The sequence below is a fragment of the Marinibacterium sp. SX1 genome (genome assembly GCF_050389775.1).
GTDB lineage: Bacteria > Pseudomonadota > Alphaproteobacteria > Rhodobacterales > Rhodobacteraceae > Marinibacterium.
In genome coordinates this window covers 1,039,963-1,062,400 of sequence record NZ_CP177144.1, presented here as the reverse complement: position 1 = coordinate 1,062,400, position 22,438 = coordinate 1,039,963, and the positions used below count along the sequence as shown (strand labels likewise).

The 22,438-nt window shown below is 67.5% G+C and carries 18 protein-coding genes; 10 read left to right on the top strand and 8 right to left on the bottom strand.

Annotation, left to right across the window (positions count from 1 at the left end):
• Window positions 1-58 precede the first annotated feature (58 nt).
• A complete protein-coding gene (locus tag ACK3BB_RS04885; RefSeq protein ID WP_428927612.1) occupies window positions 59-592 on the bottom strand; it encodes a DUF302 domain-containing protein in 534 nt (177 codons plus the stop codon).
• Window positions 593-942: 350 nt separating this feature from the next.
• Here ACK3BB_RS04885 and ACK3BB_RS04880 point away from each other — a divergent pair, with 350 nt between their 5' ends.
• The 6 genes from ACK3BB_RS04880 (at window position 943) to ACK3BB_RS04855 (ending at window position 9,155) form a co-directional block, all read left to right on the top strand.
• Window positions 943-1,887 (top strand): alpha/beta fold hydrolase, encoded by a 945-nt coding sequence (locus ACK3BB_RS04880; RefSeq protein WP_428927611.1) that lies wholly within the window; start codon window positions 943-945, stop codon window positions 1,885-1,887.
• Window positions 1,888-2,217: 330 nt separating this feature from the next.
• Window positions 2,218-3,342 carry an efflux RND transporter periplasmic adaptor subunit gene (locus ACK3BB_RS04875; RefSeq protein WP_428927610.1) on the top strand — a complete coding sequence of 375 codons (1,125 nt, stop codon included), beginning with the start codon at window positions 2,218-2,220 and terminating at the stop codon, window positions 3,340-3,342.
• A 5-nt stretch (window positions 3,343-3,347) separates the two neighbouring features.
• Complete coding sequence (locus tag ACK3BB_RS04870; protein WP_428927609.1) at window positions 3,348-6,485, top strand: efflux RND transporter permease subunit; 3,138 nt, start codon at window positions 3,348-3,350, stop codon at window positions 6,483-6,485.
• A 198-nt stretch (window positions 6,486-6,683) separates the two neighbouring features.
• Window positions 6,684-7,412 carry a glycosyltransferase family 2 protein gene (locus ACK3BB_RS04865; RefSeq protein WP_428927608.1) on the top strand — a complete coding sequence of 243 codons (729 nt, stop codon included), beginning with the start codon at window positions 6,684-6,686 and terminating at the stop codon, window positions 7,410-7,412.
• 2 nt (window positions 7,413-7,414) lie between these two features.
• Entirely contained in the window at window positions 7,415-7,717 is a 303-nt protein-coding gene (locus ACK3BB_RS04860; protein ID WP_428927607.1) for a lipid-A-disaccharide synthase N-terminal domain-containing protein, read from the top strand.
• The gene (locus ACK3BB_RS04855) at window positions 7,671-9,155 is read left to right on the top strand and encodes an ArnT family glycosyltransferase (protein WP_428927606.1); all 1,485 of its coding nucleotides are present in this window, start codon (window positions 7,671-7,673) and stop codon (window positions 9,153-9,155) included. The genes ACK3BB_RS04860 and ACK3BB_RS04855 overlap by 47 nt, the downstream gene beginning before the upstream one ends.
• A 60-nt stretch (window positions 9,156-9,215) precedes the next feature.
• Here the strand turns inward: ACK3BB_RS04855 and ACK3BB_RS04850 are convergent, their stop codons facing one another.
• The 7 genes from ACK3BB_RS04850 to ACK3BB_RS04820 all read right to left on the bottom strand — a co-directional run bounded on the left by ACK3BB_RS04850 (window position 9,216) and on the right by ACK3BB_RS04820 (window position 15,839).
• Window positions 9,216-9,992 (bottom strand): creatininase family protein, encoded by a 777-nt coding sequence (locus ACK3BB_RS04850; protein WP_428927605.1) that lies wholly within the window; start codon window positions 9,990-9,992, stop codon window positions 9,216-9,218.
• A gap of 121 nt (window positions 9,993-10,113) precedes the next feature.
• Window positions 10,114-10,740: an NAD(P)H-dependent oxidoreductase gene (locus tag ACK3BB_RS04845; RefSeq protein ID WP_428927604.1), complete on the bottom strand. Its 627-nt coding sequence runs from the start codon at window positions 10,738-10,740 to the stop codon at window positions 10,114-10,116.
• A gap of 108 nt (window positions 10,741-10,848) precedes the next feature.
• Window positions 10,849-12,249, bottom strand: a complete 1,401-nt coding sequence (locus ACK3BB_RS04840; protein ID WP_428927603.1) for an FAD-binding oxidoreductase — start codon at window positions 12,247-12,249, stop codon at window positions 10,849-10,851.
• 9 nt (window positions 12,250-12,258) lie between these two features.
• Complete coding sequence (locus tag ACK3BB_RS04835; protein ID WP_428927602.1) at window positions 12,259-13,137, bottom strand: ABC transporter permease; 879 nt, start codon at window positions 13,135-13,137, stop codon at window positions 12,259-12,261.
• Window positions 13,134-13,868, bottom strand: coding sequence for an ABC transporter ATP-binding protein (locus tag ACK3BB_RS04830; RefSeq protein ID WP_428928683.1), 735 nt, complete (start codon window positions 13,866-13,868; stop codon window positions 13,134-13,136). Before ACK3BB_RS04830 ends, ACK3BB_RS04835 begins: the two co-directional genes overlap by 4 nt.
• A gap of 55 nt (window positions 13,869-13,923) precedes the next feature.
• A complete protein-coding gene (locus tag ACK3BB_RS04825; RefSeq protein ID WP_428927601.1) occupies window positions 13,924-14,937 on the bottom strand; it encodes an ABC transporter substrate-binding protein in 1,014 nt (337 codons plus the stop codon).
• Between the two features lie 416 nt (window positions 14,938-15,353).
• Window positions 15,354-15,839, bottom strand: coding sequence for a class I SAM-dependent methyltransferase (locus ACK3BB_RS04820; RefSeq protein WP_428927600.1), 486 nt, complete (start codon window positions 15,837-15,839; stop codon window positions 15,354-15,356).
• Between the two features lie 303 nt (window positions 15,840-16,142).
• Here ACK3BB_RS04820 and ACK3BB_RS04815 point away from each other — a divergent pair, with 303 nt between their 5' ends.
• The 4 genes from ACK3BB_RS04815 to ACK3BB_RS04800 all read left to right on the top strand — a co-directional run bounded on the left by ACK3BB_RS04815 (window position 16,143) and on the right by ACK3BB_RS04800 (window position 22,313).
• A complete protein-coding gene (locus ACK3BB_RS04815) occupies window positions 16,143-17,921 on the top strand; it encodes a dipeptide ABC transporter ATP-binding protein (RefSeq protein WP_428927599.1) in 1,779 nt (592 codons plus the stop codon).
• 154 nt (window positions 17,922-18,075) lie between these two features.
• Complete coding sequence (locus tag ACK3BB_RS04810) at window positions 18,076-20,064, top strand: ABC transporter substrate-binding protein (RefSeq protein WP_428927598.1); 1,989 nt, start codon at window positions 18,076-18,078, stop codon at window positions 20,062-20,064.
• 60 nt (window positions 20,065-20,124) lie between these two features.
• Window positions 20,125-21,153, top strand: a complete 1,029-nt coding sequence (locus ACK3BB_RS04805; protein ID WP_428927597.1) for an ABC transporter permease — start codon at window positions 20,125-20,127, stop codon at window positions 21,151-21,153.
• Complete coding sequence (locus tag ACK3BB_RS04800) at window positions 21,150-22,313, top strand: ABC transporter permease (RefSeq protein ID WP_428927596.1); 1,164 nt, start codon at window positions 21,150-21,152, stop codon at window positions 22,311-22,313. Before ACK3BB_RS04805 ends, ACK3BB_RS04800 begins: the two co-directional genes overlap by 4 nt.
• The last annotated feature ends 125 nt before the right edge of the window (window positions 22,314-22,438 follow it).

The following is a 22,438-nucleotide window of genomic DNA, read 5'->3' as shown; positions in this document are numbered from 1 at the left end:
GTTCGCGCAGAGCTTGCCCGCCCGCCCGACGGGCGCAAGGCCCCTAACGGAGCTGTGACTAATCGACCGCCGACGCCGCGATCGCCTCGAACCGGCCGTCCAGCTCGGCGGCCAGGGCTTCCAGCTCGGGCCCGGCCTCGTCGACATAGGGCGCAAAGACCTGGCTGGGCGGTTTCCACGACAGGGTGGCCGTGCCATCGGCATTCTCGGTGACATAGAACCGCACCGGCGCCTCGATCATCGCCGCCGTCGACAGCGCCAGGATCCGCACCGCGAAATCGTTGTTGAACACCCCGACCACCCGGTTGCCCGGGATCTCGATGCCCCGGGCCGCGGCGGCTTCGGTCGGGCCGGCCTGGGTGACCAGGCCCATGCCATTGGCCTTCACCGCCGCCGACAGGTCGGCCAGCAAGGTGTCGTATTCCTTGTCGGTGGCCATGACGGCAAAGCCGGCGCGCGGAGCCATGTCGGGCCCGGCATGCACCGCCGGGGCCAGGGTCAGCGCCGGGGCCAGGACAAGCGCCAGCAGCGAGGTCGGCAGGGCAGGCCGGCGCGGGGCACGGGTCGAACGGGCGGGGTTTGGGCGGAACATCGCTTGTCTCCGGAATGAATGCGAACTGGCCCCCAGCCTGTCCCGGCCCCACCCCACCGGGCAATGCCCCCGTGCCGCGACTGGCGGGCACTTGCCGGTGACCGGATCTTTCGGGCGGGACACAGGGCAAGCCATTGCAAACACGGCACACTCCCGGCCGCCCCGCCCCGGACGACAACCGCGCCGAGGCCTGCTTGCCCCTGCCCGGGCCGATCACGGGCCATGAACTTTCCGCCATCTCCGGCGCCGCCCACAAGGTAGACCACGGGACGGGCCGCGACTTTCTGCACTGCAGCATTTTCCACCCAACCTGCTATCCTGCTGTCGAATCACCATGGAGGCTCCGCCTGATGGAGAGCACCACGAATACCCGCCCCACCGATGCGTTCCACCTGTCCGAACCGGGCTGGTCGATGGCCCCGCAGGATCCCCTGGGCGGGCCGCCCCGCGATTGCGACGTGCTGTTTGTCCATGGCATGGCCTCGGGCGGCTGGATCTGGAAACCCGATTTCCTCGACCGGTTCCGCGCCACCGGCTACCGGGTCTGGACCCTGACCCTGCCCGGCCGGCTGACCGGGCCGACCCTGCGCAGCGATCCTTCGGCCCTGCCCCGGGCCACGCGGGCCGCCCTGCACGCCGATTCGACCAGCGAAGTGCTGTCGATCTTTGCCTCGATCCTGCCCGGTGCCGGGCTGATCGACGGGCCCGACCTGGACGATTTCGCCGATATCCTCGACCGGGCCCTGGCCGCCGTCGGCCGGCCCTGCGCCATCGTCGGCCATTCGCTGGGCGGAGCCGTGGCCCAGAACCATGCCCGCCGCCACGGCTGGGCCCATGGCACCGCCCTGATCTGCTCGGTTCCGCCCTATGGCATGTGGCGGGCATCGGCCCAGATGGCCCTGACCAACCCGCCATTGTGGAAGGCCCTGTTCGATTACAGCCTGTTCGGCCTGGCCCATGCCGATCACGACGTGATGCGTGACAATCTCTTTCCCAACGGCGTGTCGGAACGCGATTACATGACCTTTGTCACCCATCTGCGCGACGAATCCCTGGCCGCGACCTCGGCCGCCGGGGGCATCCCGCCCTTTGCCCCGCCGCCGGGCCTGCGCGATGACGTGCTGGTCGTGGGCACCGGGCGCGACCGGCTGGTTCCCGCGCTCGACATCTGGCTGACCGCCGCCTGGTACGGCAACCCGCCGGTCTTCCTGTCGGATGCCGGCCACATGCCCATGCTCGAAGACAGCCGCACCCGGCTGGCCGACACGCTGGTCGATTGGCTGGACCGGCTCTGACGGCCGGCTGATGCCCCGCGGATTGCCTCGGCCGGGCCGGTTGTCTTTGCCGGCCCGATACTGCTGCGCCCGAAACCGGCCCCGCCAAAATACGGCCCCGCCCCAACACGGCCCCGCCCGACACGCCCCTTTCCCAATCCGCCCCCGCTCCGATCCCGAACCGCAGCAATCCCGACCCGAGCCCCCAATCCGATCCCGACCCGCTGCCGACTTGCCCCGTCGCGACAGTTCGGCGTTTTTTCCGGCCAAGGGTTTGACTTTACGTTACGACCGGCGAAACATCGCCTCATCCCGGGCCGTCCAAGGGCCGATTACGCGAAGGAGAGCGCGATGCATCGCCTGCCCCTCATCCCGCCGGCCGGACTGGCCCTGTGTGCCGCCCTGCTGGCCCTGCCCGTGGCCGCCCAGGACGCCCCGCGCGTCACCGTTGCCGCCGCCCAGATGATCGATGTCACCCAATCGGCCAGCTTCATCGGCGAAGGCGAGGCCATCGACGCCATCGACATGGTCGCCCGGGTCAGCGGCTTCATCCAGGAAGTCCTGCCCGAGGACGGCGCCGATGTGGCCGAGGGCGATCCGCTGTTCCGCATCGAACCCGACGCCTACGAGGCCGCCCTGGCCGCGCGCCAGGCCGACCTGGCCCAGGCCGAGGCCAACCTGGAACTGGCCCGGCTGGATTACGAACGCAAATCCACCCTGCTGGACCGCGGGTCTGGCACCGAGGCCGAGCGCGACGTGGCCCTGGCCAACCAGCGCGTGGCCGAAGCCAATATCGCCGCCGCCCGGGCCGCCATCCGCCAGGCCGAGCTGGACCTGTCCTACACCCAGGTCACCGCGCCCTTTGCCGGCCGGCTGGGCCGCGTGCTGGTTTCCGAGGGCGAGCTGGTCACGCCGTCCAGCGGGCCGCTGGTCTCGCTGGTGCGGCTCGATCCGATCTACGTGACCTTCTCGATCAGTGAACGCCAGTTCGTCTCGCTGCTGCAATCGCTCGACCTGACCGCGCCGCAGCTGACCCACAGCGAAACCCGCCCCGACGTGCGGGTCATCCTGCCCAATGGCGAAGAGCTCGACAGCGCCGGCGAGCTGGTCTTCGTCGACAACCGGGTCGACGCCCTGACCGGCTCGATCGCCCTGCGCGCCCAGTTCGACAACAGCCGCGAGCTGATCTCGGACGGCGGTTTCGTCACCCTGCGCATCGCCGCACCCGAACCGGTCGAAAGCCTGGCCATTCCCCAGGCCGCCGTCCAGCGCGACCAGCGCGGCGATTTCGTCCTGGTCGTGGGCGCCGAGGGCAATGTCTCGCAGCGCTATGTCACCCTGGGCCCCCAGGTCGATACGCTGGTCGTCGTCGATGACGGCCTGCGCGAGGCCGAGACGGTGATCATCGAGGGCCTGCAGAAGGTCCGCACCGGGGTCCAGGTCGAACCGGTCCTGTCGGGCCAGCCGCTGGAGTAAGGCCCATGTTCTCGTCGATCTTCATCGCCCGGCCCAAGATGGCCATGGTGATCTCGCTGGTGCTGACGATCATGGGCATCATCGGCTATTCCGTCCTGCCCGTCGAACAATTCCCCGACATCACCCCGCCGGTCGTCCAGGTGTCGGCCAGCTATACCGGGGCCAATTCCCAGACCGTCGAAAACACCGTCGCCGCGCCGATCGAGGCCCAGGTCAACGGCGTGGACGACATGATCTACATGTCGTCGGACAGTTCCGACACCGGGTCCTATTCGCTGTCGGTCACCTTCGAGGTCGGCACCGACCCCGACATCGCCTCGGTCAACGTGCAGAACCGCGTGGCCCGGGCCACGGCCGGCCTGCCCACCGAGGTCACGGCCACGGGTGTGACCACCCAGAAGGCCGCGACCAACATGCTGCTGATCGCGACGCTCTATTCGCCGGGCGGCACCTATGACGAGGTCTTCCTGTCGAACTATGCCTCGATCAACCTCAAGGATGCGCTGAGCCGCGTGCCCGGGGTCGGCCAGGCCGAGGTCATGACCAATTTCGAATATGCCATGCGCATGTGGATGGATCCCGACCGCATGGCCGGGCTGGGCCTGACGCCCGGCGACCTGATCGCCGCGATCCGGGACCAGAACCTGGAGGTCGCCGCCGGCCAGATCGGCGCGCCGCCGGTGCCCGGCGACCAGCAGTTCCAATATACCATCACCTCGCGCGGGCGGCTGACCTCGGTGCGCGAATTCGAGAACATCGTCATCCGCACCGGTGATGCCGGGGCCATCGTCCGGCTGGGCGACGTGGCCGATGTCGAGCTGGGCGCGAATTACTACAATGCCTCGGGCACCTATGCCAACCAGCCGGCCACCGTGCTGGCGGTCTACCAGGCCCCGGGCGAAAACGCCCTGGCCGTGTCCGAAGGCGTGACGGCCGAGCTGGAGCGCCTGTCCCAGCTCTTTCCCGACGATCTCGATTACGACATCCCCTACAATTCCACCGATTTCGTCGAGCAATCGCTGTCCGACGTGGTCTCGACCCTGATCATGACCTTCGTGCTGGTCATCGCCGTGGTCTTCATCTTCCTGGGGTCGGTCCGGGCCACCGTCATTCCGGCCGTGGCCATCCCGGTGTCACTGATCGGCACCTTTGCCTTCCTGCTGGCCTTTGGCATGACGCTGAACACCGTGTCGCTCTTTGCCCTGGTCCTGGCCATCGGCATCGTCGTCGATGATGCCATCGTCGTGGTCGAGAATGTCGAACGGCTGATTGCCGACGAAGGCCTGTCGCCGCCCGAGGCCGCGCGCAAGGCCATGGGCCAGATCACCGGGCCGGTCATTGCCACCACGCTGGTCCTGCTGGCCGTCTTCCTGCCCGTCACCCTGATGCCCGGCATCACCGGCCGGCTCTATTCCCAGTTCGCCGTGACCATTTCGGTGGCCGTCGTGATCTCGTCGGTCAACGCCCTGACCCTGTCGCCCGCGCTTTGTGCCATGATCCTGCGCCCGCGCAAGGGCCCGCCGGGCGGGCTGCTGGCCGTGTTCGAAGGCGGCATCGACCGGACGCGAAAGGGCTATACCGGCATTGTCCGCCGCCTGGTCCGCCTGCCCCTGATCGGCCTGGCCATCATCGCCGCGATGATCATCGGCTCGGGCTCGCTGATGCGCGCCCTCCCCGCAGGGTTCATCCCGACCGAGGACAACGGCGCGCTGTTCGTCGACCTGCAGCTGCCCGATGCCGCGGCCCTGGGCCGGACCGAAACCGTCAGCGCCCGGGTCAATTCCGAGATCCTGGCCCTCGACGGCGTGCGCAGCTCGATCCTGGTCAACGGCTTCAGCCTGATGAACGGCTCGGGGTCCAACGGCGCGATGATCATCGTCAACCTCGATCCCTGGGACGACCGCACCGCGGACAACCTCAGCGCCAATGCCATCCTGCAGCGCATCCTGGCCATCGGCGGCCAGGAAGCCGCGGCCAGCGTCATTGCCTTCAACCCCCCGCCCATCGCCGGGCTGGGCCTGTCGGCCGGCGTCGAGATGAAGGTGCAACAGGCCGGCGGAGGCTCGGTCCAGGACCTGTCGGCCGCGCTTGGCGGGCTGGTCTACGCGGCCAACCAGCGGCCCGAGATCGCCCAGGCCTACACGACCTTCCGGGCCAACGTGCCCAAGGTCTTTGTCGATCTCGACCGCGAGAAGGCCAAGTCGCTCAATGTCTCGGTGGCCGAGGTCTTTCAGACCCTGCAAGCCCAGATGGGCAGCTATTACGTCAACGATTTCAACCTGTTCGGCCGGGTCTACCGGGTCATGATCCAGGCCGACGGGCGCTTCCGCAACAGCGTCGACGACCTGTCGCGGCTCTATGTGCGCTCGTCGACGGGCGACATGGTGCCGATGGCCGCGCTGATCACCCAGTCGACCGAGCTGGGCGCGGTGATGGTCAACCGCTACAACATGTTCCGCTCGGCCACGATCACCGCCGTGCCGGCCCCCGGCTATGCCACCGGCGATGCCATCCGGGTCATGCAGGAAGAGGCCGCCACCGCCCTGCCCCCGGGCTATGCCTATGAATGGACGGGCACGGCCCAGCAACAGCAATCGGCCGGCGGCCTGGTCGCCCTGATCCTGGTGATGGCCGTGGTCTTCGGTTATCTCTTCCTGGTCGCCCAGTACGAAAGCTGGACCCTGCCGGTCGGCATCCTGCTGTCGGTCACCGTGGCCCTGTTCGGGGCGTTGGCCGCCGTGGCCGTGACCGGCGGCGACATCAATCTCTACACCCAGATCGGCATGCTCATGCTGATCGGCCTGGCTTCGAAGAACGCCATCCTGATCGTCGAGTTTGCCATGGAACAGCGCGCGGCCGGCCTGACCATCCGCGAGGCGGCCATCGAAGCGGCCAGCCAGCGGTTCCGGGCAGTGATGATGACCGCCCTGTCCTTCCTGCTGGGCGTGGTGCCCCTGCTGACCGCCTCGGGCGCCGGCGCGGCCAGCCAGAGCGCCATCGGCATCGCCGTCTTCGGTGGCATGCTGGCCGCCACGGTGATCGGCGTGATCGTCGTGCCGGTGCTCTACGTCCTGTTGCAGGGCCTGCGCGAATGGCTGAAATCGCTGGGTGGCGGCAAGGCCGCGGCCACGCCGGGCGGCTGATCACGCGGGGCCAGCCGGCCCGACCCGCGGACAGTCGCCCCGGACGCCCAAGAAAATTAGCATAATTTTCTTGGGCCACCCGCGCCCCAACCCGTCGCTTGCGCCACCGGGGCCAAGCGGATAGGAATGCGCCGGTCCGGCCCGCCCGGACCATTCAGGGGTCATCCGACCCGCAGGACCGGAGCGTTTGGCCCGCACATGATCTCGATCATCGCCCCCATGAAGAACGAGTCCGAGAACGTCGAAAGCCTCGTCCGCGAGCTGGCCGAAAGCTGCGCGGCGATCGCGCCCTTCGAGGTCATCCTCGTCGATGACGGCTCGGACGATGGCACCGGCGCGGTCATCGCCGGGCTGCAGGACGAATTCCCCTGGCTCCGCCAGCTGCGCCACGCCCAGTCGGCCGGCCAGTCCGCCGCCGTGCATTCCGGCGTGCATGCCGCGAAGGGCGACATCATCTGCACCCTCGACGGCGACGGCCAGAACCCCCCGCACGAGATCCCCAACCTCGTCGCGCCCTTCCTTGACGCCGATCGCGCGCCCGATCTCGGCCTGGTCGCCGGCCAGCGCGTCGACCGCGACGACACCTGGTCGCGCCGCACGGCCTCCAGCCTGGCCAACGGGCTGCGCTCCTGGCTGCTCAAGGACGGCACCCGCGACACCGGCTGCGGGCTCAAGGCCTTCCGCCGCGACGCCTTCATCGACCTGCCCTATTTCAACCACATGCACCGCTACCTGCCGGCGCTCTTCGCGCGCAACGGCTGGACCGTGGCCCATGTCGACGTGACCCACCGCGCCCGCGAGGCCGGGCGTTCGAAGTACAGCAACATCGGCCGGGCGCTTGTCGGGCTCTACGACCTCTTCGGCGTGGCCTGGCTGATCCGCCGGCGCAAGACCCAGGCCCCGACCGAAATCGACAGGACGCAGTGATCATGGAAACCGTCCTGGCCTTCTTCCGCGTCAATTCACTGGCCGAGTTCATCTGGGTCATCGTCGGCCTGGTCGGGCAGCTGCTGTTCACCATGCGCTTCCTGATCCAGTGGCTGGCCTCGGAAAAGGCCCGCAAATCGGTGGTGCCCGAGGTCTTCTGGTGGTTTTCCATCGGCGGCGGGCTGATCCTCTTCGCCTATGCCCTGCACCGCCGCGATCCGGTCTTCATCCTCGGACAATCGCTTGGGATCTTCATCTATGCCCGCAATCTCTGGCTGGTCCACGCCGAAAAGCGCAGCGCCTGAGGCCCTGCGCGCCGGGATCATCGCGATCCTGGCCCTGACGCTCTACCGCGTTGTCCTGCTGGCCTTCACCACCGCCGATCTCTTCGTCGACGAGGCCCAGTACTGGGCCTGGGGCCAGCAGCTGGAATTCGGCTATTATTCCAAGCCCCCGCTGATCGGCTGGGTCATCCGCGCCGTGACCGGCCTGGCCGGCAGCGACGCGCCCTTCTGGATCCGCCTGCCCGGACCGCTGTTCCATTGCGCCGCCGCGCTGGTCGTCCTGGCCCTGGGCCGGCGGCTGTGGGGGGACGCCGCCGGGGCGGCCAGCGGCATCGCCTATGCCACGATGCCCGGCGTGGCCGTCGGCACGCTGCTGTTTTCCACCGACACGATCCTGCTGCCCTTCTTCGCCCTGGCCCTGCTGGCCTGGCTGCGGCTGACCCGCGGACCGTCGGCGGCGACCGCGCTTGGCCTGGGCGTGGCGCTCGGCCTGGGCATGATGGCCAAGTATGCCGCGATCTACTTTGCCCTGGGCGCCGGCCTGGCCGTGATCTTCGTGCCCGGCGCGCGCATTGCCTGGCGCGATGCCGCGCTGGCCGTGCTGGCCTTCCTGCTGGTCTTTTCGCCCAACATAGTCTGGAACCTGCAGAACGGGCTGACCACCCTGTCGCATACCGCCGACAACGTCGACTGGATCAACGCACCGTCGGACCGGCTGTCGCTGAACTTTGCCGGGCTGGGCGAATTCCTGGGCGGCCAGTTCGGCGTGATGGGCCCGGTCTTCTTCGCGGCCTATCTCGTGGTCCTTGTCGCCGCCCTGCGCCGGGGCGACTGGCCGGCCCGCTGGCTGGTCTGGATGAGCGCGCCGATCATCGTGCTGGTCTGTGTCCAGGCCCTGCTGTCGCGGGCCTATGCCAACTGGGCCGCCCCGGCCTATGTCGCCGGCATCGTGCTGACCGCGCCCTGGCTGCTGGCCCGCGCGCCGCGCATCTGGCGGGCCGGGCTGGGCATCAACCTGGTGCTGTCGCTGGCCCTGCCCCTGGCCGCCGTCTGGGCCACCAGCTGGACAGTGAACGACCGCCTCGTGCTGGCCCGCTACGTCGGCCGGGCCGAGGCCAGCCGCACCATCCTCGACGCCGCCCGCCAGGCCGGGGCCGAGGATGTCGTGTCCGTCAGCCGCGATCTGCTGGCCGGACTGTTCCACGAGGCCAAGGGCAGCGGAATTGCCATCTGGTCGGTGCCCTTCGCCGATCACCTGCCGCATTACTACGCCCAGCGGTTCCCCTATCCGGCCGGCCGCGAGGCCCCGGCGGTCTATGCCGATTTCGAGCCGGTCCCGCCCCAATGCCGCCCCGGCACGCCGGTCACCGAACTCGGCCGCTGGACCCCCGAGCGCGGCGCCTATCGCGGCCGCACCATCGTGGCCTGGCTGGTCGGCCCGGATTGCTGGGCGCGTTGACACCGCCCCCGGCCGCCTGCCCCACCAGGCGGTCGGCCCCGTGACCCGCCGGGCAATACCCTAACCGTCGCCGGGGATCGCCATGTCGCGCACCTGGCGCAACAACTCGACAAAGCCCCGCACCTGGTGGGCACAGGCCGCCCGGCCCTTCTCGGCCGTGGCCCGGGCCGCCTCACCGACAATGCCCGTCGGTGACAGGTCGGTCGCGATCCATCCATAGCTGACCGGCCCGATCGGCGGGATCGGCGTGGACACGGCGCTCGACGGCGTGTCCACGGCCCGGGTCATGTCGACGGTCTGCGGCGCAAAGGCCAGCATCAACGAGGTCTCGCGGTCACCGCCATGGATGCCAAAGGCCAGCTCTTCCTCGGAAAACAGCCCCTCGGGCGTGCCGAACCCGCCCCATTGGCATTTCACGGCCAGCATCCCGGCCTGCACGCGCAATTCCCGCGACAGGATCGACACCAGGTCGAGGTTGCCGCCATGGGAATTGACGATGACGATCTTGCGCAGCCCGGCCCGGGCCACGGAGAGGCCGATCTCGGTCCAGGCCTGCAGCGCCGTCGCCGCGCCCAGGGTCAGCGTGCCCCCGGCCCAGAGATGTTCGTTCGACTTGCCCACGGCCTGGACGGGCAGGATGCGGATGTCCAGGTCGTCGGGCACCTGCCGGCGCAGCTCGGCCAGCATGCCCTCGGCGATCAGCGTGTCGGTGCCTACCGGCAGATGCGGCCCGTGCTGTTCGATCGCCGCGGTGGGCAGGATGGCAATGGTCTTCATCGGGTCGCAGGCGCCGAATTCCTCGTAACGGTATTCGGCCCAGTCCAGGCGGCGGGTCATCCGGCAGGCTCCATCATCTTGGCGCAAAGGGCAGCGGGTGCCCGGGGGTTGAAATTGGTGCGCCATTGGTTCGAGCACCAATGGCGACGGGCGGGAGGGCTCCTGCTGCCCGGGTCTCACATCAGGCGCTGACCGCCTGGGGTGCCTTGGCCGTCCCGACGAACCGTTCCATCTTGCGCGCGACCTTGTCCAGGTGCGCGGCCCGGCTTTCGGGTGTCGAACTGTCCATCAGGTAATGCGCGGCAAAGGTCGTGCGGCAGCGTTTCGCACAGATGAACCGCAGCCCGCGCATCAGCGTGCGCCGGCCCGGCGCGCCGACGATGCGCGTCAGCCACCAGCTGGCCCCGCAGGTCGTGAACACGCCCAGCCGGGTGATATGGGTCAGGCCGGGGCGGATGTCGGAATGGCTGTCATCCGGCATCAGGAAGGCAATCCCCGGCACCAGCGCCCGGTCCAGCCAGCCCTTGAGCAGCGCCGGCAGGCCGTACCACCAGGTCGGATAGACGAAGATCAGCGTGTCGCACCAGACCAGGTCTTCGACATCCTGTTCGATGCCCGTCCGGTTGATGCTCTCGTCCTCGTACCATTCGTGTTCCTGCGCCGTCAGCACCGGCGAGAACCCCCGGGCATAAAGATCGACCAGCCGGATCTCGGCCCCGGCCGCCTCCAGCCGGGCCAGCACGACATCCCGCACGGCCTGGGTGAAACTGCCCGGCCTCGGGTGACAATAGACAACAAGCGCCCGCATTCAGAACGCCTCCATTTCGATACCCTACGGGCGAGGAATGCCGCCCGTTTCTCGTCACCGGCCCGGCCGTGGCGCGCATGTGCCGCCAACGCCCCGGGCCGCATCCGCCTATTCCGCGGCCTTCAGCCCCGGCCAGGCATACATGCGCGCATAATCCCAGTCGGGATCGTCCCAGGCAATCATCTTGCCCGGGTTCAGCAGCCCCTTGGGATCGGCCTCGCGCTTGAAGGCCAGCTGGATGTCATCGACGCTTTGCCGCCCGCCTTCTTCCAGCGTGTAGCGATGCGGGTTGAAGATCAGCGCCCCGGCCTCTTCGTGCAGGCGGATGATCTCGTCCAGGCGCTCTTCGGTCGTGAACTTGACCATCGACAGCCCGGCAAAGGCCAGCTTGCCGTTCATGCGAATGGCTTCGAGGTGCTGCAGCACTTCCGGCGAGAAATCGTCGCGCATCTTCTCGATCAGCTCGAGATGTTCGGGAAAGCCATAGCGCACCTGCAGGTAGGTGATCGACGGATCGACCTTCAGCGCCCGCAGCGTCGTGTGGTTCCAGCCGTATTCAAAGACCGGGCCGGGCGCGCGTTCCCAATCGTGATCGTCGCTGCGATAGATCATCGTGACCCCCGGCCGCCGGGCCAGGAAGGTCAGGAACCCGTCCATCGAATGCGGCGCGACCATCAGCCCGACCAGGTGCGTGCCTTCGTCCACATGCGGCCGGACCCGGGTGAAATAGGCATGGGCCGTCGGCGCCTCGTAGACCGAGGCCAGTTTCAGCAGGATGCCGTCCTCGTTGGCCAGCTCGTCGGCAAACCGCGTGGCGGCCATGAAATCGTCTGAGGTCAGGAAGATGTCGACCCAGTCATAGGCCGGGGCCAGCGGCATCTCGATCTCGGTTATGATGCCGTTGGTGCCATAGGCATGGCTGACCCGGGCCAGTTCCTCGCCGGTGAATTCCAGGATGCGCGGCTGCTCTTCCATCGTGACCACGCGCAGGCGGATGATGTTGCCCAGGTCGCGCAGCGATCCCCAATGCACCGACCCCACGCCCCCCGAGCCCCCGGCGATGAACCCGCCGATCGTGGCCGTGGCCCAGGTCGAGGAAAACATGCGGATTTCCTGTCCCGACCGGGCCTTGCACTCGGCATCAAGATCCTTGAGCAGGCAGCCCGGCTCGACCACCACGCGCCCCGGCATCACCGATTTCACCCGGTTGAGATAGCGCAGGTGCATCACGCAGCCCCCGGCCAGCGGCATGGCCTGGCCGTAATTGCCCGTGCCCGCGCCGCGGGTCGTGACCGGCACGTCATGGTCGTAACAGACCTTCAGCACCTCGATGACCTCGGCCTCGCTGCGCGGGCTGACCACGAAATCGGCGACGACATGGTCCAGCCGGTCCTTCAGCACCGGCGAGTACCAAAAGAAATCCCGGCTCTTCGATTTGATCGACGCGGGGTTTTGATCCACGTCCAGGTGGCTCAGCGCCGCCATGGCGGCCGCGACGTTGTCCTTCATGTCTTCTCCTCACACATCCCGCTTGATCGCACTTTCGTGCCATTTCCGCAGGAGCATATGGCTGATGAAACTGGTGAGCGTGTAGATCGCCACCCCGGCCCCCGCGATCAGGAACAGCGCGGCGAACATGCGCGGGATGTTCAGGCGATACCCCGCTTCGAGGATGCGAAAGGCCAGCCCGGCGCCCAGCCCGCCGGTGCCGGCGGCAAATTCGGCCACCACCGCCCCGATCAGCGACAGCCCCCCGGCGATACGCAGCCCGCCCAGGAAATAGGGCAGGGCCGAGGGCAGTTGCAGCAGGCGCAGGCGCTGCCAACGGGTGGCGCCGTAGATGGTGAACAGGTCGCGCAGGTTGTGGTCGGTCGAATTCAGGCCCAGCGTCGTGTTCGACAGGATTGGGAAAAAGGCCACGATCCAGGCGCACAGGATGATCGCCGGCACGGTGTCCATGTAGATCAGGATCAGCGGCGCGATGGAAATGACCGGCGTGACCTGCAGGATGACAGCATAGGGGTAAAACGCCATTTCCAGCCAGCGCGACTGGGTGAACAGCACGGCCAGCCCAACGCCGCCGATCACGGCGGCCAGCAGGGCGGAAAAGGCCACCTTGAGCGTGATGAACAGGCTGCCCACCAGGGTCGGCCAGTCGATCCACAGGGTTTTCGCCACCAGCCCGGGCCGGGGCAGGATGTAATGGGGGATCTCGTTGACCACGACGATGCGGTCCCAGCCCCAGATCGCCAGGATGCCCACGACGACGGGCACGACCCAGCGGCCGATCCTGTCCAGCTTGCGCCGGCGCTGGCGGGCGGCTTCCTCGGGATCCATGATCGCGCCCGGCGCGGTCCCGGCGCCCGGCGGCGGCGCGGGGTCTTCGGCGATGCTCATGCCGGCTCTCCCATGGCCCGTTTCAGCGCGTCCGAGGCCGCCCGGCAATGGGCGGCGTAATCGGCGCTGGTGCGGAAGGTTTCCGTGCGCGGATAGGCCTCGCCCACGGCCACTTCCTCGATCACCCGGCCGGGGCGGGCGGCCATGATGACGATGCGATCCGACAGGAACACCGATTCAAAGACCGAATGGGTGACGAAGATCACCGTGCAGCCCAGTTTTTCCTTCATCGCCAGCAGGTCGTTGTTCAGCTTGAAGCGCGTGATCTCATCGAGCGCGGCAAAGGGTTCATCCATCAGGATCAGCGAGGGCCGGGTCACCATCGCCCGGGCGATCGACACGCGCATCTTCATGCCGCCCGACAATTCGCGCGGATAAGCTGTTTCGAACCCGGCCAGCCCGACCAGCTCCAGCGCCTCGGCGATGTCCCGGCTGGCCTCGGCCCGCGACCGGTGTTTCAGCCGCAGGGGCAGCCAGACGTTGTCCTCGACCGTAGCCCAGGGCATCAGCGTCGGCTCCTGGAACACCACGCCCAGCTCGCGCGGGCCGTCCCAGCGGATGCGTCCGGCGGTGGGATGGATCAGCCCGGCGATCAGCCGCAGGGCCGTCGACTTGCCACAGCCCGACGGGCCCAGCAGCGAGATGAAATCGCCCTGGCGCACGTCCAGCGCCATGTCCCGCAGGGCCACCACGTCGCGGCCGAATGTCTTGCCCACCTGGTCCAGCCGCATCAGCGGCGGGCGCGCCGACGTCACCGGCGCGTCCGGGCTTGCCGTGCCGGTCACCTCAGTTCCCGGTCAGCGCGGCTTTCACGGGCAACGCGGCCCCGGTGTTGGCAAAGTCCAGCGTGTAGGCCGCGGTGTAATCCAGCCCCGGCTCGACCACGCCGGCCTTGACCATCTTGTCGTAGAAATCCTTGACCGTTGCATCGGTCATCGCCCCGATGCCCAGTTCCAGGCTGTCGCCGCTGTCGACGATGCCGTATTCCTTCATCTTGTCGATGGAATAGGTGATCTGGTCCATCGACATGTCCGGGTTGTGCTCCTGGATCAGCGCATTGGCCGCCGTCGGATCGCCATAGAGGTAATTGGCCCAGCCGATGGCCGAACCTTCGACAAAGCATTTCACGATCTCGGGCTTTTCCTCGATCGTCTTGTTCATCGCCACGACCATGGTCGCGTAGGTCGAAAAGCCCTCGTCGGCCAGCACCCAGATATCGGGCGCAAAGCCGCCCTCGCGCTCGATGGCAAAGGGTTCGGACGTGATGTAACCCTGCTGGGCGCTGTTCTCGTCGGCCAGGAAGGGCGCGGGGTTGTAGGTATAGGGCACGCGCTTGGCCGCATCGAACCCGTAATCGGTGATCAGCCACTGGTAGAAGCTCTGGAACCCGTTGTCGCCGATGAACAGCTTGTCGACATCCTTGAGCGCGTCGAACGAAGCGACCTTGCCCGGATGGGTCAGCAGCACCTGCGGTTCCTTCTGGAAATGCGCGGCGACGGCCTTCAGCGGGATACCCTGGGCGATGGCGTTGAAGGGCAGCAGCAGGTTGCCGTCCATCACGAAGTCGATCTTGCCGGCCAGCAGCAGGGCCCGGTTGTTCACCTGCGGCCCGCCCGGCACGATGGTCACGTCAAGCCCGCAGGCCGCGTAGGTGCCATCGACCACGGCCTGGTAATAGCCCCCGTGCTCGGCCTCGGCCACCCAGTTGGTGCCGAAGGACACTTCGGTCAGGTCCTGCGCCGTGGCGGCGCCGGCCGTCGCGGCCAAAAGGCCGGCCATCGCGAAAATGGGTCTGGACATTGTCACCTCCTGTCAGGACATCCCCGATGAACGCTGTCGTTCCTCGCCTGACATTCCAACGATGCAGCCCACCGGGCCAGTGCCTGCAGCCCCGGCCATGGGTCTTGTGATGCCATGACCGGCAGGTGCGCCCGCTTTTTGGGCATAGTGTCCGAAGTGGTTCCGGCTTGGGCCTACCCTGGGCCCGCCCCGGTTCCGCCATTGGCCCGCCCTGAGCCCGTGACTTGGCCCCGCGACACGGCCCTGTGACGCCACCCTGTTGCCCCCGGATCGGGCACCGCCGCGAGCCCCCGATGGAGCCCAAGACAACCCCGGCGCAGGCGCCCCGTAGGATGGGTCGCCCGCCCTGCCCTGTGCCGTCTCGCCCCGGTCCCGGCCCGGGCGCACCCCGGGGCCGGCCCGCATGGCGACCCATCCTACCTGCGGTAGATGAAACAGCGCCCCGGCACCGCCCCCTCGGGCAGGGCCAGCTCTTGCAGCCCGTCGAAATACATCCGGTCCGACGACACCATCAGCCCGCCCTCGGCCAGCAGCGGCTGGACCAACGGCGAGACCTTGCGCGCAAAGACATCGTTCTTGGCCCGGTTGTGGCCGCCCAGGTCGGCATGGATCAGCCGGGCCACCGGGCCGAAGCGCCCCAGCGCCTGCGGCAGGGTCTCCATCACGTCGCCCAGGATCTGGAACGCCGGGTCCGGCGTGGAATCGGGATGCGAGGCCACCGCCCGTTCAAAGACGTAGATCTCGCGCCCGGGCATGCGCTCGCGCAGGTGGTGATAGGTCCGCCCGTTGCCCAGGCCCAGCTCGAAGACCGGCCCGGCCATCGCCGCCGTCTCGGCCATGGCGAAATCCAGGCAGGCGCGTTGCGACACCATGCGGTCGATGAAGAGATCAAGGCGGGTCATGGGGCATCCTTCCGGGCTGACGGCGCATCGGGGCCGGCCCGTCGCGGCCGGCCGGGTGGCCCCGGCCGGGCCCCCGAACCCCGCCTCATGCCAGAGAACCGGAACAATGTGTAGGCCCCGGGCGTTTCCCTTCCGCCGCCCCTCGGCCGCCCGCCCGGCGACCTGCGCCAACCTGTACGACAGGCCCGGAAAACAATGGGTCCGACATCAATTCCTGTTTGACTAGGCGCATGGCACCGCGCCAAGGTGTCGAGGTCCTGCTCGCAGATACTGACCTGAATTTGAACGATTGAAAGCGCCATTATGTCGCCCTTGCTGACAGTGGAAAACCTCGAGATCGGCTTCGGCCGCGAGGCGTCCGTTGTCCGCGATGTCTCGTTCCAGGTGCCCCGGGGCGAAACCCTGGCCCTGGTCGGCGAAAGCGGCTCGGGCAAGACGATCACCTGCCGCTCGGTCCTGCGCATCCTGCCGCGCTCGGCCCAGGTGCGATCCGGCAGGATCACCCTGAACGGCCGCGACGGGCCGGTCGAATTGTCGGCCCTGTCCGAACGCCAGATGCGCCAGGTGCGCGGCAATGCCGTGTCGATGATCTTCCAGGAGCCGATGCGCTCGCTCTCGCCCCTGCACCGGATCGGCAACCAGGTCTCCGAAGTGCTGTGGATCCACCGCGGCGCCTCCGAGGCCGAGGCCCGGCGCGACGTGCTGCGCGAATTCGAGCGGGTCGGCTTTCCCGATCCCGAGCGCACCTACAATTCCTATCCGTTCGAATTGTCGGGCGGCATGCGCCAGCGGGCGATGATCGCCATGGCCATGGTGGCCAAGCCCGACCTGCTGATCGCCGACGAGCCGACAACCGCGCTGGACGTGACGACCCAGGCCCAGGTCCTTGGCCTGATCAAGTCGCTGCAGAAAGAGACCGGCATGTCGGTCATCCTGGTCACCCATGATCTGGGCGTCGTTGCCAACATGGCCGAACATGTCGTGGTCATGCATCGCGGGCGGGTCATGGAACAGGGCGGCGCCCATCCGATCCTGTCGGCCCCGGCCCATCCCTATACCCGCCAGCTCTTTGCCGCCGCGCCGGAAATCCCCGACGTGGCCGAACCGGCCGCGCCGCTGGCCCATGACGATCCGATCCTGACCCTGTCGGGCGTCAACAAGACCTACAAGCTGCGGGCCTCGGTGGCCTGGAAACCCGATGTGCTGGCCCGCGCCGTGCGCGGCGTCGACCTGGTTGTCGACCGGGGCAAGACCCTGGCCATCGTCGGCGAAAGCGGCTCGGGCAAGACCACCTGCGCCAAGATCGCCCTGGGCTCGGAACGGCCCGATCCGGGTGGCGAGGTGCTGTTCCGCCCGACCCCGGGCGGTGATCCCGTGCGCGTCAACGAGATGACGCGCGAGGAACGCGTGGCCTTTCAGAAACAGGCCCAGATGGTCTTTCAGGACCCCTATTCCTCGCTCTCGCCGCGGATGCGCATCCAGGACGCCCTGACCGAACCGCTTGAGATCCACGGCATCGGCAGCCGGTCCGAACGGCGCGACAAGGCCGCCCAGCTGATCGAACAGGTCGGGCTGAAGACCGACATGCTGACGCGCTTCCCCCATGCCTTTTCCGGCGGCCAGCGCCAGCGCCTGTCGATCGCCCGGGCGCTGATGCTCGACCCGGTGCTGCTGGTCTGCGACGAGCCGACCTCGGCGCTGGACGTCAGCGTGCAGGAACAGATCCTTTCCCTGCTGGAAGAGATCCGCGACCTGCACCGGCTGTCCTATCTCTTCATTTCCCACGATCTGGCCGTTGTCGCCCGGATCGCCGACGAGGTCGCGGTCATGCGCGCCGGGATCATCGTCGAACAGGCTCCGGCCGAAACCCTGTTCTACGATCCGGTCCATCCCTACACCAAGGCCCTGATCGCCGCGCAGCCCGAACCCGACATCAACCGCCCCATCGACCTTGCCACCGTGGCCCGTGGCGCCGGCGCGCCCGGCGACTGGCCCGAGGAATTCCGCTTCGGCACCGGCGAGGACGACTTTCCCGCGCTCACCCAGATGAGCCCCGGACACAAGGTACGCCAACATGTCTGATCTCTCCGCCTTCCGCCCGCCCCTGTCGCCCCACCTGTGCAGCCGTCCGGCTCCCACCCCGTCCGGCCGCGAGGCTACGGGGACCCCTCCGGCCCGACCCGCATCGTCGCTCTGGTCGCAGGCCCGGGACATGACCCGTTCCATGGGCCGCTCCATGACCCGTTCAACGGCCGGCCTGCGGGCCACGGCTGCCGCGCTGCTTGTTGCCGGGGGCCTGCCCCTGGCCGGCGGGCTGGCCCCGTTTGCGGCCACGGGCATCGGCCTGACGGCCCTGGCGCTCGCCCCCAGCCCGGCCCGGGCGCTCGACCCGCAGGAGGCGCCCTATTTCGCCGACAAGGTTGCGGCCGGCGACCTGCCCGCCGTGACTGACCGCCTGCCCGCGGTGCCGCTGGTCGTCGACCTGCCGGCCAAGGGCCGCACCACCGGCACACCCGGGGGCACGCTGCGCACGATGGTCTCGCGGTCCAAGGACGTGCGCCAGATGGTCGTCTATGGCTATGCCCGGCTGGTCGGGTTCGACGAGAATTACGAGCTCAAGCCCGACATCCTGCAAAGCGTCGACAATGACGGCGACCGGGTGTTCACCATGCACCTGCGGCCGGGCATGAAATGGTCCGACGGCGCGCCCTTCACCTCGGCCGATTTCGCCTATTGGTGGAACGACGTGGCCAACAACGAAGAGCTCTCGCCCTCCGGCCCGCCCGATTTCCTGCGCGTGAACGGCAAGTTCCCCACCGTGACCTTCCCCGACGAATACACCGTCGTCTATGCCTGGGAAGACCCCAACCCGGCCTTCCTGGCCACCCTGGCCCAGGCCGTGCCGCCGTTCATCTACCGGCCCAAGCATTACGTCAGCCAGTTCCACGCCAGTTACGTCACCCCGGAAAAGCTGGAAGAGGTCGTCGACGAAAACCGCCTGCGCAGCTGGGCGGCCCTGCACAACAAGGTCGACAACATGCACCGGTTCGACAATCCCGAGCTGCCGACGCTGCAGCCCTGGGTCAATGTCAGCGACGGCAAGCAGACCCGCCACATCTTCGTGCGCAATCCCTATTACCACCGCATCGACAGCACCGGCCAGCAGCTGCCCTATATCGACGAGGTCGAGATGACCATCGTCGCCGGCGGGCTGGTCGCGGCCAAGGCCAATGCCGGCGAAAGCGACCTGCAGGGCCGGGGCCTCGATTTCCGCGACATCTCGATCCTGCGCAAGGGCGAGGCCGATGGCGGCAATTACAAGACCTATCTCTGGGGCAACGGCTATGCCTCGCAGATCGCCATCTATCCCAACCTGAACTACAACGACGAAGCCTGGCGCGACATCCTGCGCGATGTCCGCGTGCGCCGCGCCCTGTCGCTGGCGATCAACCGCAAGTCGATCAACCAGGCGCTCTATTTCAAGCTGGCCAAGCCCGGCTCGATGACCGTCCTGCCGCAAAGCCCGTTCTTCGTGCAGGCCAACCGCGATGCCTGGGCCGCCCATGATGTCGAGGCCGCCAATGCCCTGCTGGACGAAGCCGGCCTGACCCGCCGCCAGGGCGACGGCACCCGCCTGCTGCCCGACGGCCGGCCGATGGAAATTGTCATCGAAACCGCCGGCGAGCGGCAGGAAGTCGAAAACGCCCTGCAGATCATCATCGACAACTGGCGCGATGTGGGCGTCAAGCTGATCATGCGCCCGCTCGACCGCGATATCCTCTACAACCGGGTCTTTGCCGGCACGACCATGGCCGCCGTCTGGTACGGCTGGGACAACGGCATCCCCCAGGCCTATACCTCGCCGTCTTATGCCTGCCCCCGCCGCCAGGAGTTCTTTGCCTGGCCGAAATGGGGCCAGTATTACCAGACCAATGCCGGCTCGGGCGAACCGGCCGACATGGAACCGGCCATCCGCCTGCTGGAACTGTGCCAGGAATGGGACGAGGCCAGCAGCGACGAAGAGCGCGGTGCGGCCTGGACCGAGATCCTCAAGATCCATGCCGACAATCTCTTTGGCATCGGCATCCTGGCCGAGGCGCCCCAGCCCATCGTCGTGTCCAAGCGCCTGCGCAACGTGCCCGAACAGGCCATCTGGGCCTGGGAGCCCGGCGCCCATTTCGGCGTGCTGCGCCCGGATGAATTCTACTTTGCCGACGCGCAATAGCGCGTCGCCACCGCCCGCCGCCCTGCACGACCTGACGCCGAAAAGACCCGCACGCGCCCCATGAGCACGCTCCGCTACGCCCTTTACCGGATGATGACCATGGTGCTCACGCTCCTCGTGGTCTCGGTCCTGGTCTTTGCCATCATCAACCTGCCGCCCGGCGATTACCTGTCCAACCAGATCAACGAGCTGCAGGCCACCGGCCAGAGCGCCGGCGTGGCCAAGGCCGAATTCCTGCGCCGGGAATATTCGCTCGATCAGCCGCTGTGGAAGCAATACATGATCTGGGTCGGCTTCCTGCCCGGGCCCAACGGGTTTTCCGGGCTGCTGCAGGGCGATTGGGGCTGGTCCTTCGAATTCGAACGCCCCGTGGCCGATATCGTCGGCGACAGCCTCTGGCTGACCGTCCTGGTCAACCTTGCCGCCGTGCTCTTCATCTATGCCGTGGCCCTGCCGCTGGGCATGCTGGCGGCGGCCAAGTCGCGCAGCTGGATCGATTACACAGCCGCTCTGGTGGCCTACCTGGGCCTGGCCACGCCCAATTTCCTGCTGGCCCTGATCCTGTTCTACTATGGCCACAAGTATTTCAACCTGCCCATCGGCGGGCTGATGGACCCGATCTTTGAACAGCAACCCCTGACCTGGGACAAGCTGAAGTCGATCCTCGTGCATCTCATCGTGCCGACCTTCGTGATCGGTACCTCCGGTGCCTCGGCCATGACCCAGCGCCTGCGGGCCAACATGCTCGACGAGCTGGGCAAACCCTATGTCGAAACCGCCATTGCCAAGGGCCTGTCGGAACGCCGGATGCTGGTGAAATACCCTCTGCGCGTGGCCTTCAACCCCTTCGTGGCCGATATCGGCAACCTGCTGCCCTCGATGGTGTCGGGCTCGGTGCTGGTGTCGGTCGTCCTGGGCCTTCAGACCATCGGGCCGACGCTCTTGACCGCGCTCAAGACCCAGGACCAGTTCCTGTCGGGCTTCGTCCTGATGTTCGTCGCCTTGCTGACCCTGATCGGCACGATGATTTCCGATATCCTGCTGGTCATGCTCGATCCGCGCATCCGCTACGAGGGGCGTGACGCATGACCGACAGGCCCGACCGTTTCCCCGATCGTTACGTCGATGACGCGCCCTTCGACCCGTCGGCCACGATCACCGAGATCGAGCGCGCCGACCTCGATGCGCCCAACTGGGTGCTGGTCTGGCGCAAGTTCCGCACCCACAAGCTGGGTCTGATCTCGGGACTGTTCATCGTCTTTGCCTATGTCATGCTGCCGTTCTGGGGCTTTGTCGCGCCCTACGGGCCGAACGAGCGCAACGAGGATTACCTCTATGCCTCGCCCCAGAAGGTCCGGCTGTTCCACGAGGGCGCATTCATCGGGCCGTTCATCTACCCGGTGACGGCCGAGGCCAACCTAGAGACCTTCCAGTGGGAATTCCGGCCCGATACGGACAACCCGGCGCCGCTGGAATGGTTCTGCCAGGGCACGCCCTGGAAGGTCGCCGGGCTGATCCCCTCGACAACCCACCTGTTCTGCCCGGCCGAGGGCACGACGGTGTTTCTCTGGGGCTCCGACCGGCTGGGCCGCGATGTCTTCAGCCGCATTCTCTATGGCTCGCAGCTGTCGCTGACCGTGGGTCTGATCGGCATCCTGGTGTCGTTTTCGCTGGGCATCTTCTTCGGCTCGGTGGCGGGCTATTTCGGCGGCGGGATCGACTGGGTGATCAACCGGGTGATCGAAATCCTGCGGTCCCTTCCCGAGCTGCCGCTCTGGCTGGCCCTGTCGGCGGCGGTGCCGTCCAGCTGGGGGCCGGTATCGGTGTTCTTCATCATCTCGGTGATCCTGGGCATCCTGGACTGGCCCGGCCTGGCCCGTTCGGTGCGGGCCAAGTTCCTGTCCCTGCGCGAAGAGGAATACGTCCGGGCGGCCGAGATGATGGGCGCAAGGCCCGGCCGGGTGATCGGGCGCCACCTGCTGCCGAATTTCATGTCGCACCTGATCGCCTCGGCAACCCTGTCGATCCCGGCGATGATCCTGGGCGAAACGGCGCTGTCCTTCCTGGGCCTCGGCCTGCGGGCGCCGGCGGTCAGCTGGGGGGTGATGCTGAACGACGCGCAGAACCTGGCCTCGATCGAGATCTATCCCTGGACCGCCCTGCCGATGGTGCCGATCATCGTGGTGGTGCTGGCGTTCAACTTCCTTGGCGACGGGTTGCGCGACAGCCTGGACCCCTACCAGGATTGAGGGGCGCAGCACCTTCTTCTGAAACCGGCGCGCAAGCGGTGACCGGTCTCCGGATATTTAAGAAGAGAAAGAAGCAGCAACGTGGTGCATGCCCCCGGCGGCAGCGTCGGTGGCAAGCGGCAGGA